The organism is Actinobaculum sp. 352 (genome assembly GCF_003957265.1).
In the GTDB taxonomy this organism is placed as follows: Bacteria; Actinomycetota; Actinomycetes; order Actinomycetales; family Actinomycetaceae; genus Asp313.
The window spans coordinates 18683-34653 of the sequence record NZ_RQSN01000008.1 but is presented as its reverse complement, the minus strand read 5'-3'; the positions used below and the strand labels follow the sequence as shown (position 1 = coordinate 34653).

The 15971-nt window shown below is 61.1% G+C and carries 11 protein-coding genes; 8 read left to right on the top strand and 3 right to left on the bottom strand.

Annotation, left to right across the window (positions count from 1 at the left end; genetic code table 11):
* Positions 1-173 precede the first annotated feature (173 nt).
* Genes EKN07_RS09125 through EKN07_RS09115 form a run of 3 tightly spaced genes read left to right on the top strand, consistent with a single transcriptional unit; the run spans position 174 to position 4951 of the window.
* Positions 174-1760, top strand: coding sequence for a CoA-transferase (locus tag EKN07_RS09125; protein WP_108716327.1), 1587 nt, complete (start codon positions 174-176; stop codon positions 1758-1760).
* A gap of 44 nt (positions 1761-1804) precedes the next feature.
* Positions 1805-3049, top strand: coding sequence for an OFA family MFS transporter (locus EKN07_RS09120; RefSeq protein WP_108716328.1), 1245 nt, complete (start codon positions 1805-1807; stop codon positions 3047-3049).
* Between the two features lie 9 nt (positions 3050-3058).
* Positions 3059-4951, top strand: a complete 1893-nt coding sequence (locus EKN07_RS09115) for an AMP-binding protein (RefSeq protein ID WP_126146236.1) — start codon at positions 3059-3061, stop codon at positions 4949-4951.
* Positions 4952-5137: 186 nt separating this feature from the next.
* Here the strand turns inward: EKN07_RS09115 and EKN07_RS09110 are convergent, their stop codons facing one another.
* The gene (locus tag EKN07_RS09110; protein WP_108716330.1) at positions 5138-6115 is read right to left on the bottom strand and encodes a TetR/AcrR family transcriptional regulator; all 978 of its coding nucleotides are present in this window, start codon (positions 6113-6115) and stop codon (positions 5138-5140) included.
* A 533-nt stretch (positions 6116-6648) separates the two neighbouring features.
* Between EKN07_RS09110 and EKN07_RS09105 the strand changes: the two genes are divergently transcribed.
* A complete protein-coding gene (locus tag EKN07_RS09105; RefSeq protein WP_126146235.1) occupies positions 6649-7806 on the top strand; it encodes a hypothetical protein in 1158 nt (385 codons plus the stop codon).
* 127 nt (positions 7807-7933) lie between these two features.
* Positions 7934-9004: a hypothetical protein gene (locus EKN07_RS09100; RefSeq protein ID WP_126146234.1), complete on the top strand. Its 1071-nt coding sequence runs from the start codon at positions 7934-7936 to the stop codon at positions 9002-9004.
* 427 nt (positions 9005-9431) lie between these two features.
* Here the strand turns inward: EKN07_RS09100 and EKN07_RS09095 are convergent, their stop codons facing one another.
* A complete protein-coding gene (locus tag EKN07_RS09095; protein WP_126146233.1) occupies positions 9432-10211 on the bottom strand; it encodes an SDR family NAD(P)-dependent oxidoreductase in 780 nt (259 codons plus the stop codon).
* 486 nt (positions 10212-10697) lie between these two features.
* On the opposite strand from EKN07_RS09095, the gene EKN07_RS09090 reads away from it, so the two are divergent.
* Positions 10698-11507 (top strand): exodeoxyribonuclease III, encoded by an 810-nt coding sequence (locus tag EKN07_RS09090; protein WP_126146232.1) that lies wholly within the window; start codon positions 10698-10700, stop codon positions 11505-11507.
* Between the two features lie 434 nt (positions 11508-11941).
* Positions 11942-13339: a mycothione reductase gene (locus EKN07_RS09085; protein ID WP_126146231.1), complete on the top strand. Its 1398-nt coding sequence runs from the start codon at positions 11942-11944 to the stop codon at positions 13337-13339.
* A 92-nt stretch (positions 13340-13431) separates the two neighbouring features.
* Here the strand turns inward: EKN07_RS09085 and EKN07_RS09080 are convergent, their stop codons facing one another.
* The gene (locus EKN07_RS09080) at positions 13432-14205 is read right to left on the bottom strand and encodes an HAD-IIA family hydrolase (protein ID WP_108716337.1); all 774 of its coding nucleotides are present in this window, start codon (positions 14203-14205) and stop codon (positions 13432-13434) included.
* A gap of 702 nt (positions 14206-14907) precedes the next feature.
* On the opposite strand from EKN07_RS09080, the gene EKN07_RS09075 reads away from it, so the two are divergent.
* Positions 14908-15948, top strand: a complete 1041-nt coding sequence (locus EKN07_RS09075; RefSeq protein ID WP_240611265.1) for a beta-lactamase family protein — start codon at positions 14908-14910, stop codon at positions 15946-15948.
* Positions 15949-15971: the final 23 nt, after the last annotated feature.

The following is a 15971-nucleotide window of genomic DNA, read 5'->3' as shown; positions in this document are numbered from 1 at the left end:
GTCGTATCGAGCGTAAGCAGTCCCACACAATCAAATATAGGACCAAAGTAGTCCGTATTGGTGTGTAATGGATGTTAGACTCAAAACACGCGGGAGATTTCGGCTCTGGGACCTCCCACCCGTCAACGCCCCGCTGCCATAGTCGGCACCGGTTAACTGCAAGGGAGTAGTTCATGGCGAAAGTCATCTCGGCGGCAGACGCCGCAGCACTTATCAAGGACGGCGATACGGTCGCCTTCTCTGGATTCGGACTTTCCTGCGTCAACCAAGAGGTTATCGCAGCACTGGAAGAACGCTGGATCGGCGGCGATGGACCGCACGGTCTGACCATTATCAACTCATCCGCCGTCGGAGCGCGTGGCAAACGCGAGGGCTTAAGTAAGCTTTCCTATGAAGGCCTCGTGAAACGCTGGATCGGCGGGATTATGTCCGCCTCGCCCGATCTGGGAAAACTGGCAGCCGAGAACAAACTCGAATGTTACAACCTCCCGCAAGGCGTGATCACAGCGTTGTACCGCGAAATCGCCGCCCGCCGTCCGGGAGTCATCACCAAGGTCGGACTGGGAACCTTCGTCGATCCCCGCCTGGAAGGCGCGAAGGTCAACGATGTGACAACCGAAGATCTGGTCAAGCTCGTCGAACTCGACGGTGATGAGTATCTCTTCTACCGCGCCTTCCCCATCGACATCGGACTGATTCGAGGCACGTATGCCGACGAGGCCGGGAATCTCACCATGGAGCAGGAGGGCCTGAAGATGGAGATTCTGCCCATCGCCCAGGCCGTCCACAACTCGGGAGGCATTGTTATCGCCCAGGCGAAAACAGTGGTACAAACGGGTTCGCTTGACCCGAATCTCGTGCGCGTTCCCGGCAACGTCGTCGATTACATCGTCGTCTCGGAACCGGAGAACCACATGCAGACCGAGTACACGCAGTACAACCCCGCCTTCTCGGGGCAGGTCAAGGTACCGGTCTCCGGCTTCAAACCCATACCGCTGACCGAGCGAAAGGTGATGGCACGCCGCGCCGCAGCCGAAATCCGCCCCGGCGATGTGATGAATCTCGGCGTCGGAGTCCCGGCGGAAGTCGGAGTGATCATGTCCGACGAGGGCATCTCCGACTACGCGCTGCTGACCACCGAGGCCGGTGCCGTGGGCGGAACAGCCGCCGACGATAAAAACTTCGGGCACAGCTACAACGCCCTCGCCCAAGTTGGCATGCACGAACAGTTCGACTACTACGACGGCGGTGGCCTCGATCTGACCATCCTCGGCCTCGCCCAGGCGGACAGCCACGGTAATCTCAACGTTTCGAAATTCAATGGCCGCGTGGCCGGATGCGGCGGCTTCATCAATATCACGGCCACCGCGAAGCGCGTGGTCTTCGCCGGAACCTTCACCGCAGGTGGCCTCAAGGTCCAATTCGGTGAGGGCAGATGCGAAATCGTCGAAGAGGGCAGGATCCATAAGTTCGTGCGCGACGTCGAACAAGTTACCTTCTCCGGGGCACGCTCGGCAGCCATCGGACAAAAGGTCGTGTACGTGACGGAACGAGCCGTCTTCGAATTACGCGACGGTGAGGTGGTCCTGACCGAAATCGCACCAGGTATAGACCTCAAGAAACACATCCTGGAGCAGATGGACTTCCGCCCGGCCATTGCCGCCGACCTGAAGGAAATGGATCCGGGGCTCTTCCGCGAGGAGTGGGGGAACCTACGTACCACCATTGATGCTCGCGTTGCTGCCGAGGCATCGCAATAGACGCTACACCGCAAATCCCACCACACGCATAGAAAGGCTTTTGAATGACGACTCCGCCATCTACAACCGCCCCCAACCGCAACATGGTGCTGGTAGGCGCCGTCGTCGCCCTACTTATGGGTGGCGCACTCTACTCCTTCTCCGTTTTCGCCCAGCCGTTCGCACAGCTGCGCGGCTGGGACATGCCCAGTGTTATGTTCGCCTTCGGGTTGACATCCATGTTGGCACCCATTGTCATGGTGCTCTCCGGGTTTCTGCTTGATCACGGGCATTCACGCAAACTTGTGATCCTGGGCGGCCTGCTCTTCGGATCAGGCCACATCATTGCCGGACTGGCAACCAGCCTGCCCGTCTTCTACCTCGCCTACGGCATAGTTGCCGGTTTTGGGCAAGGCATGATGTACTCGGCAGCATTGAACAACACCTTGAAGTTCTTCCCCGACAAGCGTGGCTTCGCCTCCGGAGTTATCACCGGCGGCATGGGCGCCGGCTCCGCCCTGTTCGCTCCGTTGGGGCGCACACTGGTCTCTTCCTTAGGTGTATCGAAGGCATTTGTCACCCTCGGCGTCGTGTTCGCCGTCGTTGTGGCGGCCGTCGGTCTGTTCCTCATCCGACCGTGCCCGCCTGGCTACACGCCAGCCGGTTGGACCCCTCCGGTCAGCTCAGGCGGTACTCGCGCGATGCGCCAGATCAACTGGAAAGGCATGCTCGGCACACCCCAGTTCTGGGTTATGGTACCGATGTTCATCGCGGGCGCTTTCTTCGGGCTGATGATCACCTCGAATCTCTCGCCCATCAGTGAGGGCATGTTCGGCCTGAGCGCGGCAACCGCGGCGCTCTACGTGTCGCTTCTCGCCGTGTTCAACGCCATCGGTCGGATCAGCTGGGGTTGGATCTCGGACCGCATTGGCGTCATCACGTCCTTGGCAATCGTTTTTGTGTTGGCTGCACTGGCACTTACGGCACTCGGCTCCGGTTCTGGAATCGCTGTGCTCACAGCCGGCGTCGTCGTTCTCGGATTCGCCTTCGGCGGAGTTATGAGCCTTTTCCCACCGCTGACGATGGGGAACTTCGGCCCGCGAAACCAAGGAGTCAACTACGGGATCATCTTCTCCGCCTACGCACTGTCCGGAGTCGTTGCACCGCGATGGGCTTCGAATATGGCCGAATCCGCCGACGGCGACTTCTCACGGGCCTTCTACATAGCGGCGATTATCGCACTAGTCGGCCTGGTGCTGACCTTCGTGTATCGCGCGGTGGATAAGACCCGCCCAGTGCAAGGACGCTGACGTCGGCCTATGAGCGGTGGGCATGTTTCAGATGGACGGACGAGCGGCGCGCCCGAGTTGCGGTGCACCGCTCGCACCCCTATCGGCGCGGTGTCTTCGACCGCGTCGGCCAGTTCCTTAAGCCCGCTGGATGAAACCGAAGCGGCCTTCGAGAAGGGCTCCGCAACCCCGGATGAATCAACCTCTCGCGATGAAAGTGCGGCCATGATTTCGTCGGGTGGATCGCTAGCGGTGGCTTTTGATCTTCTGACCGCGGAGGCCCCGAGCCACCCGTGCATCAGCGTGCTCACACACACTTGGAGCCGGTCCGATATCAATGGCTTTGCCACCCGCACGGCGTCGCGATTGGCCGAACTCGGCGTCGGACGCGGCGACAGAGTCGGAATCATCCGCCGCAACGCCGCTCTCTACCTGATCGCAACCCTTTCCGTGGCCCGGCTGGGCGCCGTCCTCGTTCCGCTCAACTTCCGCCTTCCGGCGCGGGAGGCCGCCACGATCATCGCCGACGCCGGCTGCTCCGTGGTCATCTGCGGACCACGCCATGCCGATGAGTTCGACGGCGTTATGGACTCGCTCCCACTGGGCTCAACCGGAACAGACTCTGCAACAGCGGATCCTCCGCCTCCGATCACTTGGATTGTGGACGACAAAGATCCAACGACGGATCCCGTCTCGGATTCACTCTCTGCGCGTTGGCACCGCCTCAGCGAACTGCCGGGCGGCGAACTTGATCGCCCCGCCCTGCCTCCGGTCGTGATCGCTGCCGACGATCTACTTCTCCTGCAGTACACCTCCGGTTCCTCCGGTCGGCCCAAGGGGGTGACCATTACTTACCGGAATCTGTGGACATCGTGGGCCAATGTTGTCGACACCCTCGGTGACTGCTCGCGCGATGTGACACTAACGGTGGCGCCTTTCGGGCATGTAGGGGGCTTACACACCTTCTCGCTGCAGACCATGCTTGCGGGCGGAACGGTGGTGATTCAACGAACCTTTGACGTCGGGCAGGCACTGGAGTTGATCGAACGTGAACACGTTACGACGACGTTCGGAGTTCCCACGATGTTCGACGCCATGCGGTGCCATCCCGACTTCGCCCGGCGGGACCTCTCCAGCCTGCGCGTCGCGGTGGTCGGAGGCGCAACCGCGCCCCTCGATCTGCTCGAGGCATACGCCGAACGCGACATCCCACTGTGTAATTCGTGGGGAATGACGGAGACCTGTGGTGGCGGAACGATGCTGCCACCATCGCAAGTGCGGCAGCACATTGGCTCGGTCGGTCGCGCATACCCGCATACGGATATCCGTCTTGTTGACCCTGCCAGCGTGGCGGCAGGCGACGGGCCGGACGAGACGGTTTCCCTGCCTGAGGCAACCGACGTCGGGCCCGGAGACGTCGGCGAGATCTGGGTACGCGGCGGCAATGTGACACGGGGATATTGGAACCTCGGAGCCACTGCCGATCTTGGATTCACCGCCGACGGCTGGTTTCGCACCGGTGACCTGGCGGAACACGATGAGGAAGGCTTCTTCTACATTCGCGGGCGCATCAAGGAGTTGATTATCTCTGGCGGTGAGAACATCTCCCCGGCGGAGATCGAACGAGAATTACGCACGCATCCCGGCGTTGTAGACGTGGCGGTAATCGGCGTGCCCGACGCGCGGTGGGGTGAGACGCCACTTGCCGTCGTCGTCCCGCGGGATGCGAACCATCCGCTCACACTGGAGGAGGCGCGCGATTACCTCGATGGTCGCATCGCGCGATTCAAACTCCCCCGACATCTCAAGGCGATCGACGCCTTACCGCTCGGCCCCACGGGCAAGGTTGACCGCCAGCGCCTGCAGGAACTCGTTGCCGGTTCACACTCCCCGGGCGACGCGTGGTACTCGGCGTCGGATTGATAGTTCACCCGTCGAAGCAGGCCTGGCCGTCCCGCCGCGGGAACAGACCCGTCGTCGCTCTGGGAATTCACCATCGGCCTGATAGTGGTACCTCGCTCACCTCGTGCCTGTTCAGAGGCTATTCGGTCACACCTACACCCAGACTGGGCACGCCGTGCGCAACACCTGATTCACCTGCCGCCGAAGTTACTGCGTCGGGCGAGCCAACGCTATCAGCGGCAAAAGAGCAACTGCGCGTTGTGAGCCACGCCTTTCCACGTCGCGCAGCGCCTGCTCAGTCAGCCACGGCCCAAGCGTGCCCGCAACCAGCTCATTCGAATAGATATCCAGCCGGGCGATGGCACGGTCCCGCAACTCAGTCGGCGTAGCGAGCACATGCATAGTCATTCCACCTTCCAAGGCGTCACCCAGCTGCACCAAGTTGGTCTCCGGCCGTAGATCGCCGTTATCGATGCCCGCTTGAATCAGATGCCGCGTGCGCATAACGGCGCCACCGACGGATTTCCGCCACAATTCGCCGACGGCCTCAGGCAACATCTGGTTCTCCAGATTGAGGCGGATGACCGCCTGACCGACAGGCGTGTAGTACGTGCGAACCCGGTGTTCCGCGATCCGCAACATGCGCTCGATGAAGGGGATATCGCCCAGTTCAGCCTCGTGCCGTTGGAAGAAGGCGTCCGTCGCGTTGAAAGCGTCCAACAGGATGTCTTCCTTCGTTGGCCAGCGCAGATAGAGCGACGATTTGCCCATATGCCCCCGCTTGGCGACCTTGCCGATCGTGAACCCCGACCAGCCCAACCGGGCGTAGATCTCCAGGGCACACATCAGTGCGCGTTCTTCGATTCCAGGGTCTCGCGGCCGGCCGACGGAGGACGAGGCGGGCACCGAGCCGGTGCTACTGAGTTCCGAGTGAGCAAGCACAAGAGGCACAACGCCCGCGAGCACGGATTCCTGGCCCGCATCGGCCAGTTCGGCGGCGCAGTGCGTAGGCTCCACGGGAGGGAACTCCCGTGCCATGTCGACGGGCGAGGAGGACCTTCCCTCGGAGTCCTGCGAGGCATCGGCATTGCATGAGGCACTGGCATCGTGTGAGGCATCGGCAACTTCGGATGCGCCTGCTGGTACGCCGTTCGTCCCCGCCGATTCCGGCATCGAATCCGGCAAAACCGTCTCCTATCCTCGCGTATATCGATGCTTCCTGGTGCCTTGGCGCTACGCAGGTGCTGGTCCGCCCCTGCCGCTGTACGTGCACCGGCAACCCGCCCGGCGATTGCCGCTGTCCATTTTACGACGACGCCGCGAACGGCACCGGGCCCTTCTCACACCCGGACCTGCCGCGCATCGGGCGGTCTCTTCACTAGCACGCTGTGCTGTGACCTGCCATATGCGTCGCGTCGTGCTTCACCTAGTGCGCCGCCTCGTGCGCTGTGTATGCCTGGTGCACGGCGTTGCGACCCGTGTCATGCGCCCTGTGCTCCTCGTGCGCCTCGTGCGCCTTATCGAGCCCCGACGGCCCAAGAAGTGGAGGTTGTTTCAAGAAGCTTCGCGAAAGACCCGACACTTCTCGCGAAACCCTCCACTTCTCACACAAAAGACGCGCAACTTAGCCCTCGAATGCCTATACACAACCCCAGAAGCCATGTATACTGAGTACGCGATGCCAATGGTGGTGTCGCATAACAGAAAGGGACACCAACATGAGACCATCTATTGTTGGCTTTGTGTCGTCGTTGTCGCTCTTACTAGCACCAATGGCAGGAACTACCGATGATGACAGCCAATCCTCCCCCCAACTTGGAACTCAATACAGAACCGCTGTTGTCGCGAATCTTGACAACGAGATCGCAAACCTTGAGGCAACCGGTTCTTCAGGCGCCTCGACTCGCGAGAATGTAACGAGGTCAGCTCAGGAGTTTGACCTTCTCGAGCATCTTTCCTGTATCCCGGTAGATGCCCTATACTACTGCCCCTTCTGGGGTTGGTCAGACACGGACATCCCCCTGGAAGAACGCCTTGACATCAACAACATCACTGAATCCACTGAAATCAGTGGCGATGTCCCCTGGGAGTCCACGATCTATGACCTGCTCACACTTCCGCCAGATCAACAACGCGAAATGCTCCGACAAGATCTGATGAACGCTAAGTCATCTGCCGGGAAGGTTCTCGCCGACGATCAATTCACCGACACAGGTGACATTTCAGCCGATGTTCGCGAAGCCTTCCCTGCGGAAAGCGCGTTTGCCGATGTGGAAACAGATTCCAACTCCTCCACAGCAGCCCGGACAACTGTCGTATCGCGAGCGCGATTAGTAACCACGACACGAGCAGGCAAGCAACAGCGCTCGAACTGGTGCGGTCCGGCGTCAGCGAACTTCATGGGACTTCACGACCCGCGCAGCCCCAGTGCTAATTCTCAGCAACTATGGGCAAATCGGCTCGGTACGGGTAGCGGGGGAACATCGATCTATAACTTCGTAAACGCAGTCAATAGATACATGCCCGGTTGGTCACAGCGCGTAAACGGGTACGTCGTCAGGTCTATCAGTGGATGGAGCGTCAGTAAGTGGATCGGGCAGATCAGCGGCACTGTTGGGCACAAGAAAGCCCCGGTGATTCTTCATCCAAAGCTAAGTCCAGGCGTGTCGACATATGTTCCTGCGGGCACCGGCACAGGTGGGCACTTCAATGTCGCGTTTGGCTACACCGTTTACTCGAACGGCAGTGGGATCGTCAACATCTTTGAACCCTACGACTTCAGCGGGAAGCTCCGTCGGACCATGGTTACGGATCCGTTCACCAAGGTGAAGGAAGCAAATGACGCAAACAGGTCTTTCCAGAACATCGGCGTTTAGCGTCGGTCTTGTTCTTCTCGTGACGCTTGTGTGGGCTGGCGGTTGTGGCGATAGCAACTCCTCTCCGGCCAGCCCCACGGGCGGCGCTCCGACTCTCCCGAACCCAGGGCCAACACTTCCCGAAAACGTGAGTCCCCTCCCCATCGCTGACAAGTCGGAGGAACCGGTTGTTAGTGTCGCCCAATACCCGGACATTGCCGACATGTCACAGACGAACGGCCAGTTTACCGTCGTTCCGGACGGAGGCACTGATCCTCGTGGGGTGAAGATTCTCGATCACAACGGCACGGTGTTACTCACAAGAACTCCCGAAGACTCAACTCGAGCAATCGTGAAGGTACTGTTCTATGATAACTTTGTTCTCCTGGTCGAGAACCAAGCTATCGACTACGACGGGGGATCCGGCCTCGAGGACAGTGCTTCTCGCTTTTATCTGGCAGATCTATCTACGGGTGCCGTCACCAGCGTTGATCCCCCCGAGGGCTTCTTCTGGGCCTGGCTCCCCGGTCTGGTCAATTCTGCACACGGACGCACGGTCGCGCTGGCCGACCGCGCCGACGATAGTGAACAATGCGTCTTCGAATTGGAGTGGGCAGGATCAGGTTTCACAACCCACCAGTTGCAGTGCATCGGGCACACATTCTCCCAGTTCTCGGTACTCGGCGCAGAAGGAGTGACCTTCTCAGCGTGGAGCCAACCAGCCGGTCCCTATCACAGATCACGTGAGGTCTACTACGTACCTTTCGATGGTTCCAGTATCCGCACCATTACTCATGTTGACGGCAACATTCCCTTCGTCGGCGCAGTCCTCGATGACTGGGAAGTCTCCGTGCAGCTTCCCGATGTTGAACCCACGAATTTCGGCGAAGCCCTCGTCGTCGCACTTTCGCCTGAAGGCGAGGCGGTTCACCTCGGCTGGGGATCGGCCAACAGTTTGAACTTGTGTGACGGGTACGCCTATTGGTGGACCGACTTGCCGGGGCCCGATGTGGAACGGCTTCGCTCCAACGGTTATGAGGGGCCCACGCTTATGCGGTGGAAGCCAGGACTCCAGAACGTCGAAGTGGTAACGACAACAATACCTGAACGTGCGGCAGGAGGGACCGTCTGCAACAACGGATACCTCAACTATGGCGTCATCTCATTCGATGAAGGTGATGTTGTTGCTGATACCTTTGCCGTGGCGCCGGAGAACTGACCTCACTCCGCATACCACCCGCCGTGTTCCGCCCGCCGCCACATGCGCCGCCTGCCACGCTAGGACACCACCCAAGAAGTGGAGGGTTTTTCAAGAAACTCCGCGAAAAAACCTACATTTCTCGCCACGCCCTCCACTTCTCGCGGATAAGACCGGCAACTCGGCCCACCCAAACGCAGCAGCGGGCCGCGTGCCTGGCCAATGCCGCTCCGACGGCCCCGGGCGTACGCCTCCGCTCACTCATCCAGACCAAGCAAGCCCCACGGCCCCCACATTCCCACTCGCACCACGCCACGCGCTCCCACACATGCCAAACCCCACGCTCTCACCCGCACCACGTCTCACCCTCTCACCCGCACCAAGCCCCGCAGTCCCATCCAGCCGACGCCCCACGGCCCCACCCAGACCAAGCCCAACGCTCTCAGCCCTAATGGGTCTCACTGCCTCGCCCCGACAGGCCCGGGCCGGCAACCCGTCTGACAACCGAACGCGGTGCGAGCTTCAAAGCCGCAGCCGCTGCCTTGTATCGCAGAGTCGGTGTTACAAGGACCCTGCCGCGCCGAGCTGCCTCCAATGCGACCTCGGCTACATGTGCCGGCGTCGTGAAAGCAAATGCTGGCCACTGCCCGGCGTCGACGTGGGACCTCTCATGAAACTCGGTGCGAACCAGACCCGGGCACACGGCCGTCGCTGTCACGCCCGTACCACGCAACTCCGCCGCCAACCCTTCGGTAAACGTTCGTACCCAGGCCTTGTGGGCCGAATACGTCCCCTGCGCTGTCAACGCGGTCATGGACGCAACATTCAGAATTGCACCTCGACGACGTGCCACCATTGCAGCAGCCGCCGCATGGCTGGTTATCAGCACCGCTCTCACCATCGCATCCAACGCAGCGAGTTCGCGGCTGAGCGCGCCGCCCACAAAGTCCTGCCCGAGGCCGAAACCCGCATTATTGACCAACAGTCCGATAGGCCGCGTCGTACTACGCAACCGATCTGCCACCGCGAGCGCGCCGGTCGACGTCGCCAAATCCGCAGACAGCGCCTCCACGCGCACACCCGCAACCTGCCGAATCTGCTCGGCCAACTCCTCCAGCCGCGCAGTCGTGCGTGCAACCAGCACCAGGTCGTTGCGTTCGGCAGCAAGCTGCCACGCGATCTCCAGTCCAATTCCCGACGTCGCCCCGGTCACCAATGCGCTACCCATGCGCTAAGCCTACGCTGCACCGACCACAAAACGGTGCTCTTCCTCCTCAACTGCAACTGCCCTCGCACCTGCCACACCACAGGCACCTGTGCACCAGCACCACCGCATGTACCCACCCTCGCGCTAGCCGCACCACCCATCCCGCACCGGTCGCGCACCGTGTCGCCCTGCACCAGCGCCACCGCAAGCGCCTTTATCAGCGCTACACGGCAAGCCCCCGCTGTACTAGCGCCAGCCACCACATGCACCCACGCCAGCCACCACATGCGCCACCGCAAGCCCCCTTGCACCCACACCAACCACATGCGCCACCCACGCCACGGCCGACGCATCGCAAGATCGCGGGCACAGATCCGAAGGCCACAGAGCAAGCGCGGGTTGAGCCAGGCTACGCACCGAGGCAGGAGACAGTCCGCCCTTCAAGCCCTGGCGTCAGGCGACGCCAGGGCCACGCACATTCAGCGGGAGCCCAGCTAGGCTAGTGGCATGCGCATAGCAACGTGGAATGTGAACTCCATCCGGGCACGCGCCGAACGCGCCGTAGACGTCCTCAAGCGTTGGGACCTCGATGTCCTTCTCCTGCAGGAAACGAAGTGCAAGACCGAACAGTTTCCGGCCGACACCTTCGAGAACGCCGGATACCAGGTGGCTGCCCACGGGCTGAACCAGTGGAATGGAGTCGCGATCATATCACGGCAGGGGTTGGAAGATGTGCGCACATCGTTCCCCGATCAACCGCCCTACGCGAAGAAAAGCAGTGGCGGTCTTCTCGACGCCCCCCAGCTCGAAGCTCGCGCTCTCGGAGCCCGTTGCGGCGGCATCGAGGTATGGAGCATTTACGTGCCCAATGGCCGCAGTATCGACAACCCCCACTACCGGTACAAACTCGATTTCCTCGCCGCTTTACACAAGGCCGCCGACTCCACGCTAACAGGTGATCCTGGCGCTTCTTTGCTATTGGGCGGCGACTGGAACGTCGCCCCACGCGACGAAGACGTGTGGGACATTAGCGCGTTCGCCAACGACATCTACGTGACAGATGCGGAGCGAGCCGCGTTCAATGCCTTCGCCGAGGCGGGATTGACTGAAGTGACTCGTGATGCTGAAGGGGCTAGCTACACCTTCTGGGACTATCAACGCCTGCGTTTCCCCCGCAATGAAGGGATGCGGATTGATTTCGCATGGGCCTCCCCTGCCGTCGCGAAAAGGGTCACCGCCGTCCATATCGACCGGAATGAACGCAAAGGAAAGGGCGCCTCGGATCACGTGCCGGTCATTATCGAGCTGGCGGACTGACATCGCTGAACGAATAAACCGGCACCGCTGAGCTAATAGGCTGGCATGGTTGGTCTGGCAAACCGATATCGTCGAACCGACGGCCAACATCGCTGAACGAACAAACCGATCACCACCGGTCCTAGAGTGTGCCGCTGCGCGACGACGACGGCACACTCCGGCCGGGTACGCCCACCTGTTGTCGGTAGCCTGACACCTTCATACCTTCACTGTGACTTTGTCCGATCATGAAGGAACGCACCGAGTCTGCGCACGCCCACCTGTCCCCACGCCCACCTGTCCCCACGCCCACCCGTCCTATCACATAGCGCACGCCCTCCTACAGCCATCACATACCGCGCACAACTACGGCACCTGTTTGCAGATCGTCCTGACATTAATGCCCGGTATGGGAACTTGTGCACCGCGCCCATTCGAGCCGCTAGTGTGGTGCCATGCGATACTTCGACCTACTCATTGTCGGAGCAGGCTCGGGCAATACCATCCCGGGCCCAGAGTTTTCCGGCCGTTCCATCGCTTTTGTTGAAAAAGGCCGCTTTGGCGGTACCTGTTTAAATGTCGGCTGTATACCGACCAAGATGTTCGTCCATACAGCGGAAATCGCCTCTGCACCCGCGCACGCTTCTCGCTACGGCGTCTCCGAAACACTCGACTTCGTCGATTGGCCCGCTGTACGTGATCGTATCTTCGGGCGCCTAGACCCGATTTCCGACGGCGGCGCCGAGTACCGGCAGTCTCACCCGGACAACAAGAATATGACCGTTTTCCGCGGAGTCGGCCAGTTCATCGGCCCAAAGACTATGCGCGTCACTGTCGACGACGAAGACGAGGAGATCACCGCCGAACATGTCGTGATTGCCGCCGGGGCGCGGCCCGTCATCCCGCCCATCCCAGGGCTCGTCGAAGCGCTTCCACACACCTCGGACACGATTATGCGCCTCGAGCATTTGCCCTCGTCACTGGCGATCCTCGGTTCCGGCTTCATCGCCGCGGAAATGGCACACATCTTCTCTTCCTTCGGCGTCAAAGTCAGCATCCTGGCACGTTCCAACGCGCTGCTTCGCAAAGAAGACCGGGATATATCCCAGCGTTACACGGAACTCGCCTCCCAGAACCTTGACGTGCATCTTGGTTTCCACACCACCGAAGTGCACCGCACGCCCCTGGGCGTTGAAATCACCGGAACGACGACGGACGGCACCGAGACTCTGGTGGCCGACGAGCTGTTGGTGGCGGTCAGCCGCACACCGAATTCCGACCTCCTTGATGTGACCGCCGCCGGTATCGATACGCACGACGACGGCAGGATCGTCGTCGATGAATACCAGCGCGTCATCGGAGGTGGCGAAGTCCTCGACGGCGTGTGGGCATTGGGCGACATCTGCTCTCCCTACCAGCTCAAACATGTTGCCAACCACGAGGCCCGCACAGTCCGACACAATCTCCTGCACCCGGACGATTTACAGACCTCCGACCATCGCTTTGTGCCGCATGCCGTCTTCGGTAACCCGCAGGTAGCCTCCGTGGGTCTGACCGAGGAAGAGGCTCGTGAAGCCGGGTACGACATCGTCGTCGGAAAGCAGGCGTATGCCGATATCGCCTACGGCTGGGCCATGGAGGATACCACCGGATTCGCCAAGATCATTGCCGAAAAGGAGAGCACGCAGATCCTTGGCGCTCATATTATCGGCCCGCAGGCCTCAACTCTGATTCAGGTGTTGATCCAGGCGATGAGTACGGACCAGACTGCGCGCGACATCGCGCGTAACCAGTACTGGATCCACCCGGCAATGCCCGAGCTTGTGGAGAATGCGCTGCTCCAGGTGGTGTAAAGAGGACGGGGTCGGTTGCGGAACCCACTCGGGCATCCTGCAGCCGACCCCCACCGTGCCGTTTGCGGCATGGCCCCTGATTAGCAGACGGACTAGCGAATCAGGTCGACAACCTCGCCGATGCCATTGTGTACGGCGTCGGGTCGGAACGCGTACTCCGCCATCTTTTCCAGCGTCGTCGATCCGGATAGCACCAGATGCGTCTCCAGCCCGGATTCCATCCCCGCCAGAATATCCGTATCCATCCTGTCCCCGACCAGTGCGGTTTCCTCCGAGTGGGCATCGATTCGATTCAGGCCTCGGCGAAGCATCACTGGATTCGGCTTGCCGACAAAGTACGGCACCTTCCCTGTGGCGGCAGAAATCATGGCCGCAACCGCTCCCGTCGCGGGAATGGATCCCTCCGCCGAGGGGCCGGTGACATCCGGGTTTGTGGCGATGAAACGAGCGCCGCCCTCAATCAACCGAATCGCCTGCGTGAGCGCATCGAAGCTGTAAGTACGCGTTTCGCCAAGTACCACGAGCTCCGGGCGAACATTCGTATTCGTGAAGCCAGCCTCGTACATTGCTGTTGTCAGGCCGGCCTCGCCCACGACATAGGCACGCCGAGACTCCGACTGAGTCTTAAGAAAGTCAGCTGTCGCGAGTGCTGAAGTCCAAATGTGCTCTTCTGGCACATTCAACCCGGCAACCTCCAACCGGGCAGAGAGATCGCGGGGCGTGAAAATCGAATTGTTCGTCAACACAAGGAAAGGAATCTCCCGCTCATTCAGAGTCGTGAGAAACTCCGCCGCGCCAGGAAGGGCTTTTTCCTCGTGGATAAGGACCCCGTCCATATCTGTTAGCCAGTTCTTGATCTTTCGCATGCCTCTAGGTTACGGTCCGGCCGCGGCAGTCAGAAACGCGAAAGCCCGCCAATTCACCGTTTTGTGGCGCGACTCGCCCTTTCGAAGTCCCTTCTTGCGCACGACGACGTCGCTTGTTTACTGCGCTTTCGCCCCACCGGTGGCAGCTGGCTCACAACGCTTTGATACCGGTCACCATTGTCCTGACAGCGAACGCGACGCCCAATCTGGCACGGCGCCACCGCCACATGGTCGGCCTGTTTCCGCACATCGCCCGGGCGGGACGGCACTGCGCACGGCACAGCTCCACACTCTCGGCCTGTTTCCGCGCATCGCCCGGGAGGGATTCTCCCCGCAGCGCAGACTCATAACCTTTGGGTTTCAGCATGCAAGCTCATATTCTCCGCGTTCTTTCCACGCGGCTCCATAGCCTCCTGGTACCCACCCACACCCACAACCTCCAAGTTTCCGGCCCCCTCACGGCCCGGCCTCCGCCGTGAGTAAAGAACTTGCACCCATCTGCCCTACATCGCATCCGACCATTGCCCCACACGGCCCTTCGCCTGGGTCGTGCCGCCCTTCACCGCATACAGCACTTCTCCACCCGTCTCACACCATCTTTCGTGCGATTCGTATAGCCTTTCACCTGCTCACGTGGCCTTTCGCCCGGGGCATACACCCCTTCGCCACATACGAGTTATTCACGCGTGGCAGACTGGGAGCATGTCCGTATCCTCCCAGTCCGACTTCGACTTCCCCCATGCCTTCGCCGTCGTCGCCAGCGAACAATTGACAACTCCTCACACAGCTGGCCGGTCCGGCGGCTGTGCCGACGGCACACAACCCCTCGGTACACGGTCCGGCAGCGCGCGCCCTCGCGGCTCACAAGCGACCACCACACAGTCAGTCAGCGGACAACCTAACAGCACTCAACCCGTCACGCAGCCCGTCGGCGCTTCGGCACCACCGACGACGCAGCCTCGTGCAGCTACTGGCACCTCTTCTTCGTACCGGATGCTTCATACCGTCGGGGACAGCAGTTTCCGCTTTCCCCTCGCCTCCGTCACAAAGCTCCTATCCGCCTGGGCCGTGCTCAGCGCTGTCGAGCACGGTCTCCTGACTCTTGACGACGCCGCAGGGCCTCCCGGTTCCACCGTCCGACACCTGCTGGCACACGCCTCCGGGCTGCCCGCCGAACGCGGCGAACCCATCGCCCCGCCCTGGCAGCGCCGCATTTATTCGAATTACGGTTTCGAACTCCTCGGCGAGTACACCGCCACGCGAGTCGGCGCGTCCTTCCAGGAATGGATAGAGGAATCGGTTTTACTGCCTCTCGGTATGGCGGACACGGACGTTGACGGGTCTCCCGCACACTCAGGAATCTCAACGGTCAGCGATCTGGCTCTCTTCGCCGTCGAACTCCTACACCCGCGCCTCATAAGCCACGAACTGCAGGCTGTGGCGGCAACCGTGCAATTCCCGGGCCTCGCGGGTATTCTGCCCGGCTACGGACGTCAACAGAACAACGACTGGGGACTGGGCGTTGAGATACGCGGCCATAAGGCGCCACATTGGACCGGCGGCAGTTTCTCGCCACGCACTTTCGGCCACTTCGGTCAATCGGGTTCATTCCTCTGGGTCGATCCCATCGCCGACGGCGGCGCCGGGCGAGCCGGGATCTTCCTCGGTGCGGAGCGCTTCGGGCCAGCCCATGTGGCGGGATGGCCCGAGCTCACGAATGCTATGCGCACCTGGCGGCCCTGAGGCACAGTCTCACCACCCCTAGA